The 22,170-nt window shown below is 58.2% G+C and carries 20 protein-coding genes; 4 read left to right on the plus strand and 16 right to left on the minus strand.

What is annotated here, in order from left to right; all coding sequences use genetic code 11:
* Positions 1-12: 12 nt before the first annotated feature.
* The 4 genes from ngg to BLW24_RS23670 all read left to right on the plus strand — a co-directional run bounded on the left by ngg (position 13) and on the right by BLW24_RS23670 (position 6,317).
* Positions 13-1,752, plus strand: coding sequence for an N-acetylglutaminylglutamine synthetase (gene ngg, locus BLW24_RS23655; RefSeq protein WP_090387427.1), 1,740 nt, complete (start codon positions 13-15; stop codon positions 1,750-1,752).
* Positions 1,753-1,813: 61 nt separating this feature from the next.
* Complete coding sequence (locus tag BLW24_RS23660; RefSeq protein ID WP_090387430.1) at positions 1,814-3,004, plus strand: osmoprotectant NAGGN system M42 family peptidase; 1,191 nt, start codon at positions 1,814-1,816, stop codon at positions 3,002-3,004.
* Positions 3,005-3,084: 80 nt separating this feature from the next.
* Positions 3,085-5,838, plus strand: coding sequence for a hybrid sensor histidine kinase/response regulator (locus BLW24_RS23665; RefSeq protein WP_090387433.1), 2,754 nt, complete (start codon positions 3,085-3,087; stop codon positions 5,836-5,838).
* A gap of 239 nt (positions 5,839-6,077) precedes the next feature.
* Positions 6,078-6,317 (plus strand): YheU family protein, encoded by a 240-nt coding sequence (locus BLW24_RS23670; protein WP_090387437.1) that lies wholly within the window; start codon positions 6,078-6,080, stop codon positions 6,315-6,317.
* Between the two features lie 104 nt (positions 6,318-6,421).
* Here the strand turns inward: BLW24_RS23670 and BLW24_RS23675 are convergent, their stop codons facing one another.
* The 16 genes from BLW24_RS23675 to tnpC (BLW24_RS23755) all read right to left on the minus strand — a co-directional run bounded on the left by BLW24_RS23675 (position 6,422) and on the right by tnpC (BLW24_RS23755) (position 22,161).
* On the minus strand, positions 6,422-6,850 hold the full coding sequence (locus BLW24_RS23675; RefSeq protein WP_090387439.1) for a hypothetical protein: 429 nt from the start codon (positions 6,848-6,850) through the stop codon (positions 6,422-6,424).
* Positions 6,851-6,960: 110 nt separating this feature from the next.
* Positions 6,961-8,037, minus strand: coding sequence for an MFS transporter (locus BLW24_RS23680; protein ID WP_244161291.1), 1,077 nt, complete (start codon positions 8,035-8,037; stop codon positions 6,961-6,963).
* Positions 8,038-8,084: 47 nt separating this feature from the next.
* On the minus strand, positions 8,085-9,641 hold the full coding sequence (gene tnpC, locus BLW24_RS23685; RefSeq protein WP_090375563.1) for an IS66 family transposase: 1,557 nt from the start codon (positions 9,639-9,641) through the stop codon (positions 8,085-8,087).
* 18 nt (positions 9,642-9,659) lie between these two features.
* A complete protein-coding gene (tnpB, locus tag BLW24_RS23690; protein ID WP_244161054.1) occupies positions 9,660-10,055 on the minus strand; it encodes an IS66 family insertion sequence element accessory protein TnpB in 396 nt (131 codons plus the stop codon).
* Between the two features lie 249 nt (positions 10,056-10,304).
* Complete coding sequence (locus BLW24_RS23700) at positions 10,305-10,628, minus strand: ComEA family DNA-binding protein (RefSeq protein WP_090387860.1); 324 nt, start codon at positions 10,626-10,628, stop codon at positions 10,305-10,307.
* A 159-nt stretch (positions 10,629-10,787) separates the two neighbouring features.
* Positions 10,788-12,794 carry a polysaccharide biosynthesis protein gene (locus tag BLW24_RS23705; protein WP_090387445.1) on the minus strand — a complete coding sequence of 669 codons (2,007 nt, stop codon included), beginning with the start codon at positions 12,792-12,794 and terminating at the stop codon, positions 10,788-10,790.
* A complete protein-coding gene (locus BLW24_RS23710) occupies positions 12,709-13,389 on the minus strand; it encodes an acetyltransferase (RefSeq protein ID WP_208600210.1) in 681 nt (226 codons plus the stop codon). The genes BLW24_RS23705 and BLW24_RS23710 overlap by 86 nt, the downstream gene beginning before the upstream one ends.
* Positions 13,386-14,402 carry an MraY family glycosyltransferase gene (locus tag BLW24_RS23715; RefSeq protein ID WP_090387447.1) on the minus strand — a complete coding sequence of 339 codons (1,017 nt, stop codon included), beginning with the start codon at positions 14,400-14,402 and terminating at the stop codon, positions 13,386-13,388. The genes BLW24_RS23710 and BLW24_RS23715 overlap by 4 nt, the downstream gene beginning before the upstream one ends.
* The gene (locus BLW24_RS23720) at positions 14,399-15,361 is read right to left on the minus strand and encodes a UDP-glucose 4-epimerase family protein (protein WP_090387449.1); all 963 of its coding nucleotides are present in this window, start codon (positions 15,359-15,361) and stop codon (positions 14,399-14,401) included. The genes BLW24_RS23715 and BLW24_RS23720 overlap by 4 nt, the downstream gene beginning before the upstream one ends.
* Before the next feature lie 4 nt (positions 15,362-15,365).
* Positions 15,366-16,493, minus strand: coding sequence for a non-hydrolyzing UDP-N-acetylglucosamine 2-epimerase (wecB, locus tag BLW24_RS23725; protein ID WP_090387451.1), 1,128 nt, complete (start codon positions 16,491-16,493; stop codon positions 15,366-15,368).
* Entirely contained in the window at positions 16,486-17,496 is a 1,011-nt protein-coding gene (locus BLW24_RS23730) for a polysaccharide biosynthesis protein (protein ID WP_090387453.1), read from the minus strand. The genes wecB and BLW24_RS23730 overlap by 8 nt, the downstream gene beginning before the upstream one ends.
* A gap of 69 nt (positions 17,497-17,565) precedes the next feature.
* Positions 17,566-18,426 carry a dTDP-4-dehydrorhamnose reductase family protein gene (locus BLW24_RS23735; protein ID WP_090387455.1) on the minus strand — a complete coding sequence of 287 codons (861 nt, stop codon included), beginning with the start codon at positions 18,424-18,426 and terminating at the stop codon, positions 17,566-17,568.
* 25 nt (positions 18,427-18,451) lie between these two features.
* Positions 18,452-19,240 carry an oligosaccharide flippase family protein gene (locus BLW24_RS23740; RefSeq protein ID WP_167360436.1) on the minus strand — a complete coding sequence of 263 codons (789 nt, stop codon included), beginning with the start codon at positions 19,238-19,240 and terminating at the stop codon, positions 18,452-18,454.
* Positions 19,203-19,955, minus strand: a complete 753-nt coding sequence (locus BLW24_RS23745) for an MATE family efflux transporter (protein ID WP_139272741.1) — start codon at positions 19,953-19,955, stop codon at positions 19,203-19,205. The genes BLW24_RS23740 and BLW24_RS23745 overlap by 38 nt, the downstream gene beginning before the upstream one ends.
* A complete protein-coding gene (locus BLW24_RS23750; protein ID WP_139272742.1) occupies positions 19,952-20,635 on the minus strand; it encodes a hypothetical protein in 684 nt (227 codons plus the stop codon). Before BLW24_RS23750 ends, BLW24_RS23745 begins: the two co-directional genes overlap by 4 nt.
* Positions 20,605-22,161: an IS66 family transposase gene (tnpC, locus tag BLW24_RS23755; RefSeq protein WP_090375474.1), complete on the minus strand. Its 1,557-nt coding sequence runs from the start codon at positions 22,159-22,161 to the stop codon at positions 20,605-20,607. Before tnpC (BLW24_RS23755) ends, BLW24_RS23750 begins: the two co-directional genes overlap by 31 nt.
* Positions 22,162-22,170: the final 9 nt, after the last annotated feature.

A 22,170-nucleotide genomic window follows, 5' to 3' on the forward strand; every position in this document is an offset into this window, starting at 1 on the left:
GGAACCCCTCCAATGCGTGCCACTGCCTTTAATCAACGCCTGCTACGCGGCCAAGCGCCTTCCTACGAGCGCCTGCAGGCGCGCCTGGCCGAAGATCACACCGCCCCGCCCAGCCAACCACAAGCCGTGCACTGCGGCTGGGGTCGCCTGCTGCTCGGCCACACCTACCCAGATGCTGCCGCCCTGGCCAGCGATCTGCTGACCGAGCAGCCCGGCGAGCGTGATATCGCTCTATATGTCGCAGCACCGCACCAGGTGCTGGCGCAAGCGCCGCAGCAGCTGTTTCTCGATCCCTCCGATACGCTACGTCTGTGGTTTACCGACTACCGCCCCGCGCGCCGGGGGTTTCGCGGTTACCGCGTACGCCGCGCGCAGAGTGCCGAGGACTGGCAGGCGATCAACGCTCTGTATCAGCTACGCGGCATGCTGCCGATCGCGCCGGACAAACTCACCCCGCGCCACCTGGGCGGGCCGGTGTACTGGCTGGCAGAGGATGAAGACAGCGGCACGATAATCGGCAGCGTGATGGGCCTCAATCACCACAAGGCCTATCAGGACCCGGACCACGGCAGCAGCCTGTGGTGCCTGGCGGTCGACCCACGCTGCAGCCGACCTGGCGTCGGCGAGGTGCTGGTACGTCACCTGATCGAACACTTTATGAGCCGCGGCCTGAGCCACCTGGACCTGTCCGTGCTGCACGACAACGAGCAGGCCAAGGGCCTGTACGCCAAGCTGGGCTTTCGCGAGCTGCAGACCTTCAGCATCAAGCGCAAGAACGGCATCAATGAAGCGCTGTTTCTCGGCCCCGGCCCGCACACCCCAATGAACCCTTACGCGCGGATCATCGTCGATGAAGCACTGCGCCGTGGCATCGAAGTGCAGGTCGACGACGCCGACGCCGGGCTGTTCACCCTGAGCCACGGCGGCCGACGCATCCGCTGCCGGGAATCCCTGAGCGACCTGACCAGTGCGGTGAGCATGACCCTGTGTCAGGACAAGCGCCTGACCCACCGTGCCCTGGCCCGCGCCGGCCTGCACCTGCCGGCCCAGCGCCTGGCTGGCAGCGCCGAGGACAATGCCGCCTTTCTCGCCGAGCATGGCAGCCTGGTGGTCAAGCCGGTGGATGGCGAACAGGGTCAGGGCGTGGCGGTGGATCTGCGCACGCCGCTGGATGTGCAGGACGCCATCGAACGCGCCAGTACCTTCGACAGCCGCGTCCTGCTGGAAAGCTTTCACCCAGGCTTTGATCTGCGCATTCTGGTGATCGGCTTTGCCGTGGTCGCCGCCGCCATTCGCCGCCCGGCGGAAGTGATCGGTGATGGCCAGCACAGCATCGGTGAACTGATCGATGCGCAGAGCCGCCGCCGGCAAGCCGCCACCGAAGGCGAAAGCCGCATTCCCAAGGACGCTGAAACCTTACGCACCCTGCATGCCGCCGGGGTTGATTACGACAGCGTGCTGCCGGCCGGCCAGCGCCTGGCCGTGCGTAAAACCGCCAACCTGCACACCGGCGGCAGCCTGGAAGACGTCACCGATATCCTCCACCCGGTGCTGGCCGATGCCGCCGTAAAAGCCGCCCGCGCCCTGGATATTCCGGTGGTCGGCCTCGACCTGCTGGTGCCCGCGGCCAATCAACCCGAGTACGTGTTTATCGAAGCCAACGAGCGTGCCGGCCTGGCCAACCACCAACCGCAACCCACGGCCGAGCGCTTTATCGACCTGCTGTTTCCCTTGAGCCAGGCACCCAGCTAACCCATTCCCAGCCCCTCTCCCGCTTACAGCCGAGGGGCGCAATCGCCGTAGAGGAGACTCCATGCAGCAACTCCCCGAACCCGACCTCGTCTATCTGCAGAAAGTGCTGCTGGAAATGCTCGCCATTCCCAGCCCCACCGGCTTTACCGACACCATCGTGCGCTACGTTGCCGAGCGCCTGGAAGAGATCGGCATCCCCTTTGAAATGACCCGGCGCGGCACCATTCGCGGCACCCTCAAAGGCAAGCAGAGCAGCCCGGACCGCGCGGTCTCGGCGCACCTGGACACCATTGGCGCCATCGTCCGCGAGCTGCAGGACAACGGCCGCCTGGGCCTGGCCGCCGTCGGCTGCTGGTCGAGCCGCTTCGCCGAAGGCAGCCGTGTCAGCGTGTTTACCGATCAGGGCGTGATTCGCGGCAGCGTGCTGCCGCTAATGGCCTCGGGCCACGCATTCAATACCGCCGTGGACCAATTGCCGATCAGCTGGGACCACGTCGAACTGCGCCTGGACGCCTACTGCAGCACCCGCGCCGACTGCGAGTCGCTGGGCATCTCGGTGGGCGACTTTGTCGCCTTCGACCCACTGCCAGAGTTCACCGAAAGCGGCCATATCAGCGCGCGCCATCTGGATGACAAGGCCGGCGTCGCGGCGCTGCTCACCGCGCTCAAGGCCATCAAGGAAAGCGGCCTGGAGCCGGAAATCGACTGCCACCCACTGTTTACCATCACCGAGGAAGTCGGCTCCGGCGCAGCAGCAGCCCTACCCTGGGATGTCAGCGAATTTGTCGGCATCGACATCGCCCCGGTCGCGCCCGGCCAGCAGTCCAGCGAACACACCGTCAGCGTGGCGATGCAGGACTCAGGCGGGCCTTACGACTATCACCTGTCGCGCCAGCTGTTGCGTCTGGCCAGCGAAAATGAAATCCCGGTGCGCCGCGACCTGTTCCGCTATTACCACAGCGACGCACAGTCGGCAGTCACCGCCGGCCACGACATTCGCACGGCTCTGCTGGCCTTCGGCTGCGACGCCACTCATGGCTATGAACGCACGCACATCGACAGCCTCAAAGCCCTGAGTCGACTGCTTGCCGCCTACGTACTCAGCCCACCGGTATTCTCCAGCGACGCTCAGCCTGCACAGGGCTCGCTAGAACGCTTCAGCCACCAACTGGAGCACGATGCGCAGATGGAAAGTGATACCCGCGTCCCGACTGTCGACAGCCTGTTGCGCCCCCGCGATCAGGACGCTTGAAGGGCCGCGCGCATCCGGGCAAAGTGACGGCATGATGCGGGGCCGGATCAGGCCTCAAATAATAATATTGAGGTCGGTAAATGCCTCGGATATGGCTGGCTGTGGTGCTGTTCTGGCTGTGTGGATCGGCGTGGGCGCTGCAACCTGCAACGCTGAACAACGCCGATCTGCGCCTACCACTCGGCCCCTCCATGGCCTACCTGGAAGACGCGCAAGGTGAGCTGAGCGTCGAACAGGTCGGCGCCCTGGCCGACGAACGCTTTACCCCAGTTAAGGGCGAGCACGCCAACCTCGGCAAGAATGATTCGGTCTGGTGGTTCAAGGTACGTCTGAACAACAGCCTGGCGCAGAACCTGGCTGGCTACCTGGAGGTCAACTACCCACTGCTCGACCATCTGCAGGTGTTTCTGGCCAGCGCCGATGGCCAGTGGCAGATGCAGGAAAGCGGCGACCGCTATGCCTTCTCCCAGCGCCCGGTACAGGTGCGCAACTTCTGGTTCCCACTTGAGCTGACGCCCGGCGAAAGCACCCTGCTGGTGCGGGTCGAGACCACCAGCACGATCTTTATGCCGCTGTTCTTCAGCACCTACCAGGCCAGCGCCGCCGCCCAGGAAAACCTCATGGGTTTCAATGGCGCGTTCTACGGCGTGCTGTTTGCGATGTTCTGCTACAACCTGTTCCTGTTTATCTCACTGCGTGAATCCGCCTACCTCTGGTACCTGGCCTACAACCTCAACGTCGGTCTGCTGGCCGCCTGTTTCGACGGCATGCTGTTCAAGCTGCTGCCCGAGCATGTGGCGTTCCAGTCGGTGAGCATCTACATCCTGATGTACCTGCACTGCCTGACGGCCATTCAGTTCAGCCGTCACTTCCTGCATGCACCGCAATACTTTCCACGCCTGGATACCGGCCTGCGCCTGTTGATGCTGGCCTGCGCCGGCTGCCTGCTGTCGGTGCCACTGATTGGCTTCAACGCCTGGAATATCCTCGCCAGCGTCACCGTTTCGCTGGTCTCGCTGACCCTGCTGCTCACCGGCCTGTATATCTGGCGCCGGGGTGTACGTTACGGCTCCTACTACACCCTCGCCTGGGCCATCCTGCTGTTCGCCTTTATCCAGGCCACCACCGGCTCGCTGGGCGTGGAAGTCTTTGGTGTATTCGGCGCCACGGCCGTGAAGATCGGCGTGACCATCGAGCTGATCACCCTGTCCATCGGCCTGGCCGACCGCATCAACCTGCTCAAGGAAGAAGGCTTCCAGTCACGCCGCGCCGCTGAGCAAGCAGAAATCGAAAACCAGGCCAAGAGCCGCTTTCTGGCCAAGATGAGCCACGAAATCCGCACCCAACTCAACGGCGTGCTGGGCATGTTACAGCTGCTCAAGGAGACCCCGCTGGACCGCAGCCAGCGCTTCTACGTCGACACCATTTCCAGCTCCGGCAGCTCGCTGATGGCGGTGATCAACGACATCCTCGATTACGCGCGCATCGAATCCGGCAAGCTCAGCCTGGAACACATCGAGTTCGATCTGGAAGAGCTGATTTCTGACACCCTCAGCCTGTTCACCGGGCAAGCCCTGGACAAGCGCCTGCGCCTCTATGTCAGCCTTGAAAGCGGTGTACCACGCCGTACCCAGGGCGACCCGACGCGGCTCAAGCAGGTACTGATGAACCTGCTCAGCAACGCCCTAAAGTTCACCGCCGAAGGCCACGTGGCACTGAATGTCTGCCGGCACAATGACTCCCAGGGCAAGCCGCATCTGGTGTTCGCCATCAGCGATAGCGGAATCGGCATCAGCGACCAGGCGCTGACCCAGCTGTTTGAGTCCTTTGCTCAGGGCGACTCCAGCACCACCCGTCGTTACGGCGGCAGCGGCCTAGGCCTGGCGATCAGCAAGGAGCTGGTGGAAATGATGGGCGGCCGCATCGAAGTGCAGAGCACACAGGGCCAGGGCACGCGCTTTGCCTTCGATATTCCGCAAGGGGATGAGATTCTGCCCGCCGACCCGCTGCACGAACTGCTCAAGGGCCGTACCGCGCTGCTCACATCGCTCGACGGCCTCGGCCTGGATGCCTTGAGCCGCCTGCTCGGACGCTGGGGCATGCGCACCGAACGCTGCCAGAATCCGGAAACCCTGCTCGGCTACCTGGAGGATTTCGCCGCCCCACCGCTGTTGGTACTGATGGCGCCCTGGCCGGGCAGCATCCAGCACTGGCTGGAGTCGCTGCGTCCACTGCTGCAGCCCGGACAACGCGTGCTGCTGCTCTGCGCACCGGAACAATGCCAGCAACTGCCCAGCTCCGCCGGCCTGCGCCTGCTCGGCCTACCCCAACCGCTGGCGATCAACGCTTTGCGCAGCGCCCTACTCGAACTGTACGAAGAGCCGCGTATCGTGGAAATCAAAGCACAACCGAAAGCCCATACCGACACCGGCAGCACGCCCTGCATCCTGGTGGCTGAAGACAACCCGGTGAATCAGCTCGTCGTCCAAGGCTTTCTGAAAAAGCGTGGCTACAATGTGCGCCTGGTGACCAACGGCCTGGCCGCCCTCAACGAATACCAGCGCGACCCAGGCGCCACGCAACTGATCCTGATGGACTGCGAAATGCCGGAGATGGATGGCTTCGAAGCCACCCGACAGATCCGCCGCCTGGAACGCCAGCACAACCTGCCGGCCGTGCCGATCATCGCCCTGACCGCACACATCCTCGATGAGCACCGCCAGCACGGGGTCGAGTCTGGAATGAATGACTTCCTCGGCAAACCGCTGGACAGCGCCAAGCTTTACAGCACCCTGGAAGCCTATCTGCAGCCGGCCGAACGACCCGCCCAGTAACTGCACGGCAAACATGGCCAGCCGGGGTTGCGCACGTTAGCAGGTCGCTGAAAAATGCAGGCGAGGCAGGCAAGACAAGGCGCTACGTAGTAACAGCCGAAGGCTGGTCAAAGCGCCGAGGAAGCGGAGTGTACGAGTTGTACATGAGCCTTCCGAGGCCGTTTTTAACGCAGTATTGCCAACGTAGGTAATTTTTCAACGGCCTGCTAGCATCCGCGCTGCGCTCTGGAGGCCCTACCGTGCTGATCCCCTACACACTGCTCGAAGCTGACACCCTGACCCGCCTGATCGAGGACTTCGTTACCCGCGATGGCACCGACAATGGCGACGAGACCCCGCTGAATACCCGTATCGAACGAGTACGCCACGCATTGAGTAAAGGCCAGGCGGTAATTGTCTTCGATGCGGAAAGCCAGCAATGCCAGCTGGCGCTCAAACGCGATGTGCCGAAAGAGTGGCTGGATGCGCTTGAGGAATAAACACCGTGAGGGCAACCGCATCCTCGTAGGTTGGTGCTGAGCACAGCGAAGCCCAACCAGGCGGCATGTTCGTGGGGCTTCGTCGCTGCGCGACTCAACCCAACCTATCCGCGTAAACCACCTTCGCGCTCCCACGCACAGCGCACGCGCAGCTCGCCTTCCTGCGGGCTGTGAAAGTCGCCATCCGACTCCCAGCGAAAGGTGTGGGTGCCGTTCAGCTCGGTTTCCAGATGCACCACCGCGCTCGCCCAATACAGGCGCTTGAGCAGCGCCTCGAACTGCTTGATCCACAGGCCCCACTCGTATTCCACCGTACGGTAGCTGGCGCCGAAATGGATCACCTGGGTCTGATACAGGCCATCGCCCGGCTGCTCGCAACAGGCAAACATCTCCCGCCCAAGAAAACTCCAGGCATCGCCGGCCGGCAGCTCATCGAGCACTTGCCGATTGATTTCACGACGCAGACGGCTTTCCGCCGGACTGTCCGAGGGCCAGTCACGGATGCAACCATAAACGATGGATTCGGACTCCACGCAGGCACTCCAGCAAATCAAGGCTGCCTTCTATCACAGCCGTCCTGAGCAAGGAAGGAACTGCTGCCAAATAAGCATCAGTGCATCACCGCAGCGACGCCTGGCCGGCATCATTTATGGGTGCGCGTCGGTCCACGGCGCATCAGCCAGGCCAGCAGCGTCATCAGCGTCGCAAGCCCGGTAAGCACCATAAACGGCAACTGATAGTTACCCGCCAGATCACGCGCCAGGCCCGTCAGCACGGGCGTCAGGCAAGCAATGCTGTAGCCCATACACAGCATCATCGCCGTCCAACGGCTGACCGCCATTGGTGAGCCGGCCTCATACAGGGGCAGCACCAGTGACAAGGCAAAGGAGCCGCCCAGACCAAAGCCGATAGTGACCGCCCACAGCTCAGGCAGCACCGACGGCTGAAAGGTGATCATCGCCAGACTGATAGATGACAACAGCCCGCAACCCACCAGCAGCAGGTAACGGTTCTTGAAACGCTGCGCCAACCAAGGCAGTAGAAACGAGCTGGGCAAGCCCATCAGCATCGACACACTGAACAGGCTATTGCTGTGCATCAGGCTCAGGCCGGCTTCGTGATAACGCGCCACAGCCCAGGTGGCCAGGGCATAGAACAAGCCGGCCTGAATGGCGAAGAAGGCACTGATCAACCAGGCCCGCGGCTGTCGCCAGGGCAAGCCCTTACCGCCCTCTTCACTCTCAGCTTCAGCGCGATTGGGCAAGCACAGCCAGAGCACTAACCCGACCAGCGCCGGCAGCGCCCAGATGGCCAGGCCGTAGGTCCAGTCATTACCCAGCCATAGCGTGGCCGGCACGGTGAGAACCGCACCCCCGGCGCCACCAATCGCCATGCTCAGCGAGTACCACCCCACCACACTGCCCATGCGCCCGACAAAGTGCCGCTTGATAAAGCCCGACAGCAAAGGCCCGGCAACCGCGATGGCTGCGCCCAACAGCACCGCGCTGCCAATCAGAATCGCACTGGCATGTCCCACTGCGCGCAGCAGCAGCGCCACCGCGATGACCGCCATGCACAAGGCGATGGTGCGCTCCAGCCCCATACGCACGGCCAAACGCGGCGCAAAAGGCGCCAACAAGCCCATGCACAACACCGGCAACGCAGTGGTGAGGCTGATCAGGCTGCGGCTCAAGGCCAGTTCTTCGGCGATCCGTTCAATCGTAAGCGCTCCATAGACCCCACCTCCCTCTGGAGAGGTTTTGCGTTTTACAGTGGCGTCGTTGGTTGGCAGTTCCAAGGCAGCAGCGCTTCGTAGGCTTCAACGCTGTTGGCCAGCGGCAGGCGTTCGAGGACATGGCGCAACCAGGCGTAGGGCTCCTGGCCATTGGTCTTGGCGGTTTCCACCAGGCTGTAGAGTTGGGCGCTGGCGGTCGCGCCTTTCGGCGTGTCGCTGAACAGCCAGTTCTTGCGACCTATGACGAAGGGCCGGATCGCGCGCTCGGCAGCGTTGTTATCGATCGGCAGGTGGCCAGCCTCGATGTAGCGTTCGAGTCGGCTCCAGTTGCTCGCCAGGTAGTTCACTGCTTTGCCCAGGGCATTCTGCGCCGTGACCTGCGGCTGGGTTTTCTCCAGCCAGGTCTTGAGCTGATCGAGGAGCGGTAGGCTGTGCTGCTGGCGGCCCCGGTAGCGCTGTTCATCGCTGGCATCCTTAAGTTCGCGCTCGATGCCGTAGAGCTTGTTGATCATCCCCAACGCGATGTCGGCACGCCCGGTTTTGCCCTTCGGTTGCACCTTTTGCGCTTCGACGAACTTGCGCCGCGCATGCGCCCAGCAGGCCAGGCGCTCAACACCTTGTTGTGCGGCCACGGCGTTGTAGCCGGCGTAATCGTCGGTCATCAGGTAGCCGCGATAACCGTCGAGCAGGCGCAGCGGCACCTCCTGCGCGCGGCTGGTTGTGTAGTCGAAGAGGATCACCGGTTTGCCAGGCGGGCCACCGGTCTGCACCCACATCCAGGAGTGGCTGCTCGGATCGCGCCCAGGCTCCTTGAGCACCTGCACGCGGGTTTCATCGCAGTGGATCACCGGACTGTCCAGCAGCCTGTCGCGCATCAGGTTGAGCAACGGTTGTAGCAGTTCGCCGCACTGGATCACCCAGCGCGCCAGGGTCTGCCGGGGGATGTCGATGCCATGGCGACTGAGCATCTTTTCGAAGCGATACAGTGGGATGCCGTCGGCGTATTTGCTGGTCAGCAGCATCGCCAGCACGCTCGGGCTGGCCAGCCTTTTCTCGATCAGTTGGGCCGGTTTGTCAGCGGTGACCGGCGCGCTTTCGCAGGCCTTGCAGGCATAGGTCTTGCGAATGTGGCGGATCACCTGAACCTGCATCGGGATGATTTCCAGCTGCTCGCTGGTTTCTTCGCCGATGGCCTGCTTGCGGCAACCGCATTCGCAGGTCAGTTCGTGTTCGGGCAGTTCGTGGATGACCTCGACACGCGGTAGTTCGGCCGGTAACGGCTTGCGCTTGCCGCGGCGCTTGGTCGGCGCAACGACTTCTTCCTCGACCTCAGCGGCCGGAGCTTCAGCCGCCGCTTCGGCCAGGCTTTCCGCTTCGTTGAACATCTCTAGCTGCGGTGAATCCGGGTCGCTGCTCTGCTCGGATTTACGGCCGAACAGGCGCTGGATCAACAGCGCGTTTTGTTCGCGCAGGCGCTCGATCTGCCCATCCTTGTCCTTGGCCAATTCCTGCGCCGACGACAACACCTCAGCGAGCAATTGCTTGAGCGCGGCGGGGTCATCAGGAAGGGTTTCGGGCACAGAAATCATGCCGTGGATTATACCGGCTCAGGTGACGAACCTAGGGGTCAAAACCTGGTGCGGCCGGTTGCGCCACAGGTCGATACCGTCCAACAACCAGTTCAACTCCTGGGCCGTCAGCACGATCGCATCTTCGCCAGGTTCCGGATGCGACTTGAAGCGTTCAGCCTCCAATCGCTTGAGCCACAGGCAAAAGCCGTTGCGCTCCCAATACAAAATCTTCACCCGGCTGCGCGCGCGGTTGAGGAAGACGAACAGCACCGGGTCGAACACCGCCACCTTGATATCCAGCTCGACCAGGGCGGCCAGGCCATCGATGGATTTTCGGAAATCCACCGGCTTGGGGTATAGATAGACTTTTTCGACTTTGGCGTCGGGGCGCATCATGACGGCTGGCTCCAGAAAGAAATTGGAGCTCAGCATTGGCTGGCCTGCGGATCATTTGTAGATGAGGTTTATGGAGCGCTTACGGTTTATGGAGCGCTTACGAATAAACAACAGGTGCACAACCACCACCGCATCTGCCGCTACTGCCAACCAAAACATAAAGCGCCTCTCGATTAATTCTCAGCCCTATTTTTACAAAATAACGCGCATGCGTATTAAAAACATGAGCGCCAGAAAGCAAAAAGGCCGGTTAATAACCGGCCTTAATTAAAACAACTGAACGTATTAGTTAATGCTCAATTTGTCGCGATTCTTCTCCAACGTCGCTTCGCCAATACCCTTAACTTCCAGCAACTCATCCACCGAAGCAAAGTCGCCGTGCTCATCACGATAAGCCACAATCGCCTGCGCCTTGACCTCACCAATCCCCAGCAACTCACGTTGCAGAGTGGCAGCATCAGCAGTATTGAGATTGATCTTACCGACCGTAGCCACTTCAGCTGACTCAACAGCGGGCGCTGGCTGAGTCTGCGTTTCAGCAGCGAAAACCGCCAGGGACATGGAAGCAAGAACAGCGAACAACAGAGAAGACAGCTTGGCTTTTAGCATGTAGTGCATCCTTTCGTTAGTTTTCATCGACGTGGGATTTCCTCTCCACGCCCTGAAAACTAGCTGCTGCAATGCACTTGTCAAATAACCCTATGCGTTGCTGAATGAATCAACCCCAACCTGCCCACAGGTCCCGCTCAACCAGCCTTACGGCAAACCCTACGGTTCCAGTCGACGCTTTATATGTATCCAATCAACAATCTCGCCTTCTGGCTTGTAACCACTGACTGTTTCGCGCAGCAACTGCCGCACGCGCTCATAGTCATCACGCCCAACGGCATCCAGCAACTCGCTCAAGCGCACTTTTAACTGCTCCCACGGCAAGTGCTCCTCATTAGCACGCATGATCATAGGATGTTCCGTAGGGCTGACGTTATCGCCAATCAGCAACTCCTCGTAAAGCTTCTCGCCAGGGCGCAGACCAGTGAATTCGATAGCGATATCACCGTTTGGGGTTTTATCTGAACGCACACTCAAGCCGCTCAGATGGATCATCTTCTCGGCCAGCACAGCAATTTTCACCGGTTCGCCCATATCAAGGACGAATACATCACCGCCTTCGCCCATGGACCCCGCTTGAATTACCAACTGCGCGGCCTCAGGGATGGTCATAAAGTAACGCGTGATATTCGGATGGGTGACCGTGACAGGCCCGCCCTTGCGAATCTGCTCGTGAAACAGCGGAATCACAGAACCGGACGACCCCAAAACATTGCCAAAGCGCACCATGGTAAAGCGTGTTTTATTGAGCTGATGCACGGCGTCATCATCGGCAAACAACACAGGGGCGGACTCGCGACTAAGTGCCTGTAAAACCATTTCCGCCAAGCGCTTAGTGCTCCCCATCACATTGGTCGGACGTACCGCCTTGTCAGTGGAAATCAACACAAAATTGGTTACGCAAGCCTTGACCGCCGCTTGCGCAGTATTGAGCGTCCCTATCAGGTTATTCAGCACGCCCTCGGCAATATTGTGCTCCACCATCGGCACATGCTTATAAGCCGCCGCGTGATAAACAGTGTTGACCTTCCAAGTGCACATCACATCAGCAAGACGCGATGCATTACGAATCGAGCCCAGAATAGGCACCAAACGCAGCGGTAATGACTCACGCCTGACTCTCGCTTCTAGTTCACTATGAATGCTGTATAGATTGAACTCGCTGTGTTCGAACAGCAGAAGCGTCGCAGGTTGGTTAACCAAGATTTGCCGACACAACTCAGCGCCAATAGAACCGCCAGCACCGGTGACCATAACCACGTGGTTACGGATACAACGCTCAAACAGCACCTGCTCCGGAGGAACAGAATCACGCCCTAACAAATCGGCGATATCCACTTCCTGCACGTCCTCGACTTTGACCCGACCACTGGCCAGGTCCATAAAACCGGGAATACTGCGCACATGCAGCGGATAGGACTCTAAAGCCTCAAGAATCTCCCTCCGCCTCGCGCGTGAAACCGAAGGCATCGCCAGAAGAATTTCACCGGCGCAGGTCTCATCAATCATCTGGTCTATGTGCTTGGGCGTATACACCCGCAGACCTGCAATCGACCGATTGGCAATCCCAGGGTCATCATCGATAAAAGCAACGGGGCGCATAGCCCGCCCCAACCGCAGCGCAGCGACCAATTGATTGCCCGCAGCACCTGCGCCATAGATCGCAACCTTTGGCACACCCAAAGCGTCGGCTTGCATATTCCCGGCATTCAGCTCAAACCAGCTACCAACAAAATACTGACGCAGAGCAAGACGCAAGCCGCCAAGCAGCAGCAGACTCAACCACCAGTAATTGAAAACCATAGAGCGAGGAACCACCGCACTGGGCCCGCGATACCAGTAAGCTGCCAGTGCTAGCACCAAGGCAGACAGCGTTACGGCCTTGGCAATTGTAATCAGCGCATCATTACCCACATAGCGCATCACCGCCCGATACATACCCAAACGAATAAAGATCGGCAAAGCGATAATGGGCGCTAGGAGAAAAAGCCAACCATGACCGTCAAATGGCTGGGCTGCATCCAATTCTCCTAGGCGCAGAGCAAATGAAAGCCATAGCGCCAACCAGATCAGAGCAACATCAGTCACCACTTGCAAAAACCGCTTTTGTCGACGCGGTAACTGCAAGAGTCCCTGACGTAGAGCGTCTATCCGCTGGCGAATCATATTCATTCCTTATTATCTGGCTTGCAATGCGGTGCCCGGGGCAACACATCACCTGATGCAACACTAACACCATAGCCTGCACTACAACAGGCCTGCAGCCATGCCGAAGCTCCCACCTGAACACCGCCAGCCAAATTGACGCCGCCCCAAGATGGGCAAAGTCACCGACGCAAACATCGTGATCAACCACCGCACCGGCATTGACGATTGCACCTTGACCAAGCCTAGCGTCAGTGCCAATTACCGCCATTGCGAGTACAGCCACCCCCTGCCCTATGTGAGCCGATGGGCTAATCCAGGCACGCGGATGCACAATGCTGACCACCTCGATGCCTGCAGCTTTAATCCGCTCTACCCACGCCTTACGCAAAGAGTTATTACCCACAGCTGCAATACCTCCAGCCACTGAAAGGCCTGGCTCAAGTAGACTGTCGAGATCACCGATCACATCTATGCCACAGACCACCTCTAATTGCGGCCAGCGATCATCGAGAAAACAGACCCGTTGCCACTCACCAGACAGCAAGGCAGCCTCCGCAACAGACTTGCCATGCCCACCCGCGCCAAGCACTAACAATGTTCGTAACGAACTCATACTTGCTCCAGCGCGCCCGCTCGAAACCTGACAGCCAATATCACTAGCGGTGTATAGGCCAGCAACAGCGCACACAAGCCGTCACCACCGAAGGCGACCCAAAGCGCGATTGGTAATAACCAGAAGAAATTGATTGCAATGACAGCCAAAGTCACTGGCAAATGACGGCCAAAGTGACGTGAGGCGTATTGATAGGCATGGCTACGGTGGGCTTCATAAACCTTATCTCCACGTAACAACCGCCGGAAAAGAGTAAAGGTTGAATCGACAATAAAGACCCCTAACAGAATCAACCAGCCCCAAAGCAATGACGCGTCGGTCCAGGCGGCTTGCAGAGAGAGAATGCCCAATACGACGCCGAGGAAACCACTGCCTGCATCCCCCATAAAAATACGCGCGGGAGGAAAATTCCAAAACAAAAATCCCGCAACCGTCGCAGCCAACAACAATGGCAAGAGCAGCATATTTAAATGCCCGAGAAATCCGTACATCAACGCGCCACCAAGGCAAACACTAATCGCCTCGACACTGGCTATGCCGTCAATACCATCCATAAAGTTGTAAAGATTGAGCAGCCATACCAGATAGAGGGAAGCCAACAAATAACCGAACCAACCCAGATCAACTACATGACCGAGTACCTGCACAGGTGGCAAACCATTGAGCCAGAACAGAACCCAAGCAGCAGCCGTAAAATGCCCAAGCAGACGCCAGCGGGCTGCGATATGTCCATGATCATCAAGAAAACCAAGCAATGCGATAAGCGCACCAGCACCGCTCAATGCATAAAAGTACTTAGTTTGAACTCCCATACCCATGGAGAAAGCTATACACAGCGCTAACAGGAAGGCCACGACAATAGCCATGCCACCGCCCCGCGGCGTAGGTTGGCTATGGGAGCTGCGTGCATTTGGAACATCCATCAAGCTGCGAGACAACGCATAGCGCCGCAACCAAGCTGTCAATATCCAGGACAACACAGCAACTAAAAAACTAAAGATCAGAACACTCATGAATGGGCGTCTTCCAGAAAGTGTGCAGCTGTTTTGGCCAGTGCCTGCTCCACAGTAAGTGGCGGCACCCAGCCTAGGCACTCGCGAGTTTTATCTATATTCACCTGTAACGAGCCACATAATCTCTGGCTCAGTGCGCGCTGCCCCAATAATCCCGCTCCATACTCGATCCATAACTGAGGAATAGGAACTAACCTGGCCGGGCGCCCCAAGGCATGACTCAAGCGGCGCAACAACTCAGTCGTTGACAGGTCCTCACCATCGCTCACAAGAAAACGCTGCCCATTTGCTGCAGGATGCGTGAGAAACAACACCAGTAAATCCACCAGATTATCCAGCGCCACAAAACTACGATGGTTATAGATAGCCCCAAAGGGTAGTGGTATACCGCGATGCAACCAGCGCAGCATGCTGTGGAAGTTTGCCTTCACGCCCGGACCATAAATCAGCGGCGGACGAACAATAACCACCTCCAGCCCTGTCTCGGCAGCCAACGCCCTCAACCCTTCTTCGGCCTCATATTTGGATATGCCATATGGGTCTTCAGCCTCTGGCACGTCATCGGCACAATAGGCATGCCCCGGCAAAGTCTGCTCACCATTGACCTTGATCGAGCTGACGAAGATGAAACGACGTACGCCAGCCTCCACTGCCTGGCGAGCCAGCCGCAGAGTGCCGTCAACGTTGACCTGACGAAACTCGGCAAGCGGGTCAATAGCTTGCTCGTTCATCACATGCACCCGAGCAGCGCAATGGATAACAGCATCGACATTGGCCAATGCCGTCGACCAATCCGCATCCGAGGCCAGCCCTGGGGACAGGAAAACATCAAAATTAGCCGGGGAAGTAGGCGGTAACTGACGCATGGCGCAGCGCAATTCATGTACACCATCGACTAGCAGGCGTGCCTGCACTGCGCGCCCAACGAAACCGCTGGCACCCGTAAGCAAAACACGCATGGTTTTAGCCCTTGTGCCAGACAGTACGATTTACATAGTCCGTGTAGCTGAGCACGACTCGCACGACCTGCAACGATACCGGGCCACCTTCATAATCAGGAACCAGCGGAATACGGCGCGAGCCGGGTTGATGCTGACTGGTAATGACCTTGACCGCCGACAACACCGAATCCTTCTTTAATCCACTCATTATCAGAGTGCCCTGGTCCATGCCTTCTGGACGCTCGTGAGCGTTGCGCAGGGTCACAGCCGGCAGGTTGAGTAAAGAGGCTTCTTCAGTAATGGTGCCGCTGTCGGATAGCACACAGAACGCATTCATCTGCAGCTTGATGTAGTCCAAAAGACCGAATGGCTTGGAGAAGCGAATCAGCGGGTGCTCCAGTGATTCGCCCAGCGCCTCCAGACGCTTACGAGTACGTGGATGGGTCGACACGATCAGCGGATAACCATACTCATCGGCCAGTGCACGCAGGGTAGCAAGTAGATCGCGCAGATTATCTGGAGTGTCGACGTTCTCCTCACGATGGGCGCTGACAATAAAGAACTTGCCAGTCTCCAGCCCCTCACGAGCAAGCACGTCAGAGGCCTCGATCTTCGGCCGGTAATAGTCCAGCACCTCATGCATATGCGAGCCAGTCTTGATGATGGTCTCGGGGCGGATGCCCTCAGCGATCAAATATCGACGGGCATGCTCGGTGAGCACCATGTTGATGTCAGACAGGTGATCGAGCACCTTGCGATTGAGCTCCTCCGGTACCCGCTGGTCAAAACAACGATTTCCCGCTTCCATATGAAACACGGGAATCTTCCGACGTTTGGCCGCAATGACCGCAAGACAAGTATTGGTATCGCCATACAGCAACAACGCATCAGGTTTTTCTAACTCGAACACCGCATCAGCCTTGGCGATTACCTCTGCAATAGTCTGTGCAGCAGTTTCACCGGCAGCGCCAAGAAAGTGATCAGGCTTACGGATTTCCAGGTCATCGAAGAAAACTTGGTTCAGCTCATAGTCGTAGTTCTGCCCAGAGTGCACCAACACGTGATTAACCTGACGGTCGAGTTCGGCAATTACCCGACTCATTTTGATCAATTCCGGACGCGTCCCTACCAGGGTCATAACCTTAAGCATCGAGCTGCTCCTTGATGTAGTCGAGCTTGAGCAGCAGTTGCTTGATGCCCTCGATGTCCAGGCGCTCGGTATTGTGCGAGGTGTAATCATCGAACTCGGCGATCTTCTCCTCACCTTCGACGAAGTACTTCTTGTAATTCAGATCGCGGTTGTCCGCAGGAATACGGTAGTAGCGGCCCATATCCTCGGCTTTAGCCATCTCTTCGCGTGAAACCAACGACTCGTAAAGCTTCTCGCCATGACGAGTACCGATCACCCGCACCGGGTTATCGCGACCGAACAACTCCTTGAGACCCAGGGCCAGATCACCAACGGTTGAGGCTGGAGCCTTCTGCACGAAAAGATCGCCTTGTTCACCATGCTCGAAAGCGTGCAGCACCAGGTCGACCGAGTCTTCCAACGACATCAGGAAGCGCGTCATGTTGGGATCAGTGACGGTCAGCGGCTCGCCGCTGCGTAGTTGCTCGATGAACAACGGGATCACCGAACCGCGCGATGCCATCACGTTGCCATAGCGGGTGGCGCAGACCACGGTGCCGCCGGCCGGAATCATCCTCGACTTGGCCACCATCAACTTCTCGGACATAGCCTTGGAGATGCCCATAGCGTTGATCGGATACACAGCTTTATCAGTAGAGAGTACCACCACGCGTTTCACGCCACTGGCAATGGCAGCATTAAGTACGTTCTCTGTGCCATTGACGTTGGTGCGCACGGCCTCCATTGGGTAAAACTCGCAGGAAGGTACCTGTTTGAGCGCCGCTGCGTGGAAGATGTAATCGACGCCAACCATAGCCTGCTTGAGGCTGTCGTAGTCACGCACATCGCCAATGTAGAACTTGACCTTGTCGTTGGCCAAGGCAATGCGCATATCCTCTTGCTTCTTCTCATCGCGGGAGAAGATGCGAATCTCACGCACATCGGTATCGAGGAAGCGGCGCAACACCGTATGGCCAAAGGAACCGGTGCCACCGGTGATCATCAATACCTTGTCGTCGAACATATAACCTTCCAGAACGTGAACGCAGCCCGGAGGCTGCGTGGATTCCTTTTCACCAGCAAACCGGAGTGATTACCGGCGCTGCTCGTACATACGCCGAATCAGCTCCGGCCACTCGGGTGCCACATAACCGGTCGCTTCGCGGAAACGCGAACAGTCCAGCGAACGATCGATTACCAGTGCATCATCCGGCCGGATGTCAATAGCCTTGCCATACTGCACAGCCACCAGACTGAGAAGCCGGAACTTGTCGATCGGCTTAGCGGCGACATGATACAGGCCATTGAGCTGCCGGTGCGGGATAACGAAGTCCTTCATCAACCGCGCCAGCTCGACCGTCGGCAGACCAGAGAAAATTGCCTTGGAGAACCCTCGTACTCTGCCTTCTTGTGACAGAAACCAGTCCACCAGCGAGTAACTCGAGTTCAACTCGTGTCCGATGATCGAGGTTCGCAGGGTAATCGCGTTAGGCAGATCGTGCAGTTCGCCGATGTACTTGGACTTGCCATACAGGTCCTCGGCATCCGAAAGATCGCTCTCAAGGTAGCCGCCCTTACGACCCGAGAACACGCAGTCGGTACTGATATGAATCAGCCGTGCACCGCTCAAGTCGCAGAGGCGCGCGAGTCGATGCGGCAACATCGCGTTGATCGGCAGAGCAGTCAGCGGGTCCTTGGCATCGGCCAATTGCTTGATCAGCCCGACACAGTTAATGACAACGTCCGGGCGTACTTTGGCCAACACCGCCACGAGCGCGTCCTGGTCAAGCACGTCCACCCCACTGAGCAGACGCTCCTGGCTCTGTTGCGGGAAGTTCCGCAGCGCCGCACCACTGCGCACGGTGCCCCATGTCTCATGCTCTGCATCGGCAGAGAACGAGCGAAATACGGCGCTGCCGAGCATGCCGGTTATACCAAGAATCAAGATCTTCATATCTATCCTTTAACTTCGGACTGTCTTAACGACGCCCCGAAAAACTAGCCAATTTGAGCTTAAAGCGCGCAAACAGTTGCCGAGCGAAGAGTCGCTCGTCAGAGCGCATGATCAGAAAACTGAACAGTAACGTTAGAAAAAAAAGTATGAGATTCCTGGAATAGAGCTCTCGATCGCTCCAGCAAAGCCAGCTGGTGAGGACCACCATTATAAATCCACCCAACCAGTACAAAAGCCTTCTGCCTTCTAACGACACGCCATAACAGGTCAAAAGACGCCATGTCAGGAATGCAAGGTAGAACACATAACTCACCAAATAAGCAAAACCAACCCACTCCAGCCCGTGCGACAACAACAACAACGACATCGCCATAAAAATGATACTCCAAAGGCCTTCAGCCAGCGCGAAGCCCTTCATATCAGCTCGCGCTACCAGCGCCGTTGAAATAACCCAACCAAGTACTCTCACAAAGTCACCTATAAGGACCCAGCGCAGTACATTTAGAGAGGGGAGAAACTCATGACTGAACAGCACGGAAACGATCAATGGCTTCATGACTACCAGGCAGGTAATCAGTGGCAGGGAAATCAACAGAGAAAAATGAAACGCCTTGCCGAGCGCCGAGTGCATCTCATCGCCGGTACCTACCTGGCTAAGCTCAGGTAACAGGTAACTCTGCAATGAAGTCAGAAACAGAGCCAGATACATGGCACTGATACTCCAGGCCGCATCGAACTGCCCCGCGCCTTCCAGTCCATAGAGCCGCACAATGTAACTACGCACGATCAAAACGCTGCCAAGCGTCAGGAACAAGGACAGTAATGACGGCAACGCAACTCGCAAAAACCGCAAGGTAGCGCTCCAGGTAGCGCCACTCGGCGCTCCAGGTAGCGCCACTCGGCGCTACCGCCGTTAAACCTTGAAAATACCCCTGACGCCGCACGAAGATGAATGCAGCAATCAACCCGAGTAGAGGCCCACCGGCAAGCAGCAGAACCATGATATCGGGGTATCCGCGAGCGTAGACTAGCCCAACGGGCAGTGCGACTAGCGCTGCCCCAAGACCTGTCAGCATAGTGACGATGCTCAATGCACCGAATTGCATTTCAGCAGTCAGCACGCCTCGAAAGAAGAACAACATTGCTCCGAGAACAATAGGGATCACCAGCCAGCGAATAGCAGAAGCATGCTCACCTGCAAAAATCCAGGCAGCGATGAAGTCCGCAAAGATCAATATGGCTGCCGAGAGTAAAAGACTGGCCAGTACAAACACATAGAAGGACGACAAAAAGAACTTCCGCCTAGCTACGCACTGATGACTGCTCAAGCCCTGAACAACCGCGTTCTGTCCACCTATCGACGCTACTGACGAGAGCATTTGCTGCAAATGTCGCAACACCGAGTACAAACCGACACCGGCAGGCCCCGCCAATACCGCTAGCAACTTGACGGCAATTGCCCCAAGCAACAGACCGCAAAATTGCCCAACGGCAGTCTTTAATGTAGACACCGCCATGCCTGGCTTCATTTATCAGCACCAGTTTGACTAATAGCGGTCGAGGCGGCGGGCCTTTCAAAAAGCAGAAAAGCCAGAACCACATAGATGAAGAGTCCACCACTGAGTAGAGTCGCGGTCAGTGAGCTCACAGATGCAATAAAGAAACAAACAAAACTCGACACCATCAAGACCCGACTACCAGAGGAAAATATACAGGCCGCACAAAATGTGAAGATGAGGCAGTACAACACTACACCAGCCCATCCAAATGCTAGTTTGGCATCGACAAAGAAAACGGTATTGGATGCGCCGGCCCCGCCGGGCGAAGCTCCAAACTCGTACACATAAACCATCTTCTCAAGGAGCATTTTAGGCTCACCAAAAAGAAGATGAACAAATCCAACCGAACGCCCCAAAGTTAACTCTCCCTTGAGAACGGTACGGTGAAAGCCAAGCCAGTCATAAGCTGTAATGTAAGGAATCCATACGATCCTATTGAACAACACCAATAGCTTGCCGGATACCGCACTTGCTTCGACTGGGGTGGATTCAAACCCAAGCCTAGTGAACTGTCTGTAAAATTCGTTAATCCAATGCCGAGCCAGTATACTGCGCGCTCTATCGTCATGAATTGTAAGCGCTCCATAGACCCCACCTCCCTCTGGAGAGGTTTTGCGTTTTACAGTGGCGTCGTTGGTTGGCAGTTCCAAGGCAGCAGCGCTTCGTAGGCTTCAACGCTGTTGGCCAGCGGCAGGCGTTCGAGGACATGGCGCAACCAGGCGTAGGGCTCCTGGCCATTGGTCTTGGCGGTTTCCACCAGGCTGTAGAGTTGGGCGCTGGCGGTCGCGCCTTTCGGCGTGTCGCTGAACAGCCAGTTCTTGCGACCTATGACGAAGGGCCGGATCGCGCGCTCGGCAGCGTTGTTATCGATCGGCAGGTGGCCAGCCTCGATGTAGCGTTCGAGTCGGCTCCAGTTGCTCGCCAGGTAGTTCACTGCTTTGCCCAGGGCATTCTGCGCCGTGACCTGCGGCTGGGTTTTCTCCAGCCAGGTCTTGAGCTGATCGAGGAGCGGTAGGCTGTGCTGCTGGCGGCCCCGGTAGCGCTGTTCATCGCTGGCATCCTTAAGTTCGCGCTCGATGCCGTAGAGCTTGTTGATCATCCCCAACGCGATGTCGGCACGCCCGGTTTTGCCCTTCGGTTGCACCTTTTGCGCTTCGACGAACTTGCGCCGCGCATGCGCCCAGCAGGCCAGGCGCTCAACACCTTGTTGTGCGGCCACGGCGTTGTAGCCGGCGTAATCGTCGGTCATCAGGTAGCCGCGATAACCGTCGAGCAGGCGCAGCGGCACCTCCTGCGCGCGGCTGGTTGTGTAGTCGAAGAGGATCACCGGCTTGCCAGGCGGGCCACCGGTCTGCACCCACATCCAGGAGTGGCTGCTCGGATCGCGCCCAGGCTCCTTGAGCACCTGCACGCGGGTTTCATCGCAGTGGATCACCGGACTGTCCAGCAGCCTGTCGCGCATCAGGTTGAGCAACGGTTGTAGCAGTTCGCCGCACTGGATCACCCAGCGCGCCAGGGTCTGCCGGGGGATGTCGATGCCATGGCGACTGAGCATCTTTTCGAAGCGATACAGTGGGATGCCGTCGGCGTATTTGCTGGTCAGCAGCATCGCCAGCACGCTCGGGCTGGCCAGGCTTTTCTCGATCAGTTGGGCCGGTTTGTCAGCGGTGACCGGCGCGCTTTCGCAGGCCTTGCAGGCATAGGTCTTGCGAATGTGGCGGATCACCTGAACCTGCATCGGGATGATTTCCAGCTGCTCGCTGGTTTCTTCGCCGATGGCCTGCTTGCGGCAACCGCATTCGCAGGTCAGTTCGTGTTCGGGCAGTTCGTGGATGACCTCGACACGCGGTAGTTCGGCCGGTAACGGCTTGCGCTTGCCGCGGCGCTTGGTCGGCGCAACGACTTCTTCCTCGACCTCAGCGGCCGGAGCTTCAGCCGCCGCTTCGGCCAGGCTTTCCGCTTCGTTGAACATCTCTAGCTGCGGTGAATCCGGGTCGCTGCTCTGCTCGGATTTACGGCCGAACAGGCGCTGGATCAACAGCGCGTTTTGTTCGCGCAGGCGCTCGATCTGCCCATCCTTGTCCTTGGCCAATTCCTGCGCCGACGACAACACCTCAGCGAGCAATTGCTTGAGCGCGGCGGGGTCATCAGGAAGGGTTTCGGGCACAGAAATCATGCCGTGGAT

The sequence above is a fragment of the Pseudomonas anguilliseptica genome (genome assembly GCF_900105355.1).
GTDB classification, from domain to species: domain Bacteria; phylum Pseudomonadota; class Gammaproteobacteria; order Pseudomonadales; family Pseudomonadaceae; genus Aquipseudomonas; species Aquipseudomonas anguilliseptica.

Bases quoted from the DNA above. Each gene is read 5' to 3' on its own strand.
- ngg (WP_090387427.1), top strand. From the start codon at position 13: ATGCGTGCCACTGCCTTTAATCAACGCCTGCTACGCGGCCAAGCGCCT.
- BLW24_RS23660 (WP_090387430.1), top strand. From the start codon at position 1,814: ATGCAGCAACTCCCCGAACCCGACCTCGTCTATCTGCAGAAAGTGCTG.
- BLW24_RS23665 (WP_090387433.1), top strand. From the start codon at position 3,085: ATGCCTCGGATATGGCTGGCTGTGGTGCTGTTCTGGCTGTGTGGATCG.
- tnpC (WP_090375563.1), bottom strand. From the start codon at position 9,641: ATGATTTCTGTGCCCGAAACCCTTCCTGATGACCCCGCCGCGCTCAAG.
- tnpB (WP_244161054.1), bottom strand. From the start codon at position 10,055: ATGCTGAGCTCCAATTTCTTTCTGGAGCCAGCCGTCATGATGCGCCCC.
- BLW24_RS23700 (WP_090387860.1), bottom strand. From the start codon at position 10,628: ATGCTAAAAGCCAAGCTGTCTTCTCTGTTGTTCGCTGTTCTTGCTTCC.
- BLW24_RS23705 (WP_090387445.1), bottom strand. From the start codon at position 12,794: ATGATTCGCCAGCGGATAGACGCTCTACGTCAGGGACTCTTGCAGTTA.
- BLW24_RS23710 (WP_208600210.1), bottom strand. From the start codon at position 13,389: ATGAGTTCGTTACGAACATTGTTAGTGCTTGGCGCGGGTGGGCATGGC.
- BLW24_RS23715 (WP_090387447.1), bottom strand. From the start codon at position 14,402: ATGAGTGTTCTGATCTTTAGTTTTTTAGTTGCTGTGTTGTCCTGGATA.
- BLW24_RS23720 (WP_090387449.1), bottom strand. From the start codon at position 15,361: ATGCGTGTTTTGCTTACGGGTGCCAGCGGTTTCGTTGGGCGCGCAGTG.
- wecB (WP_090387451.1), bottom strand. From the start codon at position 16,493: ATGCTTAAGGTTATGACCCTGGTAGGGACGCGTCCGGAATTGATCAAA.
- BLW24_RS23730 (WP_090387453.1), bottom strand. From the start codon at position 17,496: ATGTTCGACGACAAGGTATTGATGATCACCGGTGGCACCGGTTCCTTT.
- BLW24_RS23735 (WP_090387455.1), bottom strand. From the start codon at position 18,426: ATGAAGATCTTGATTCTTGGTATAACCGGCATGCTCGGCAGCGCCGTA.
- BLW24_RS23745 (WP_139272741.1), bottom strand. From the start codon at position 19,955: ATGAAGCCAGGCATGGCGGTGTCTACATTAAAGACTGCCGTTGGGCAA.
- tnpC (WP_090375474.1), bottom strand. From the start codon at position 22,161: ATGATTTCTGTGCCCGAAACCCTTCCTGATGACCCCGCCGCGCTCAAG.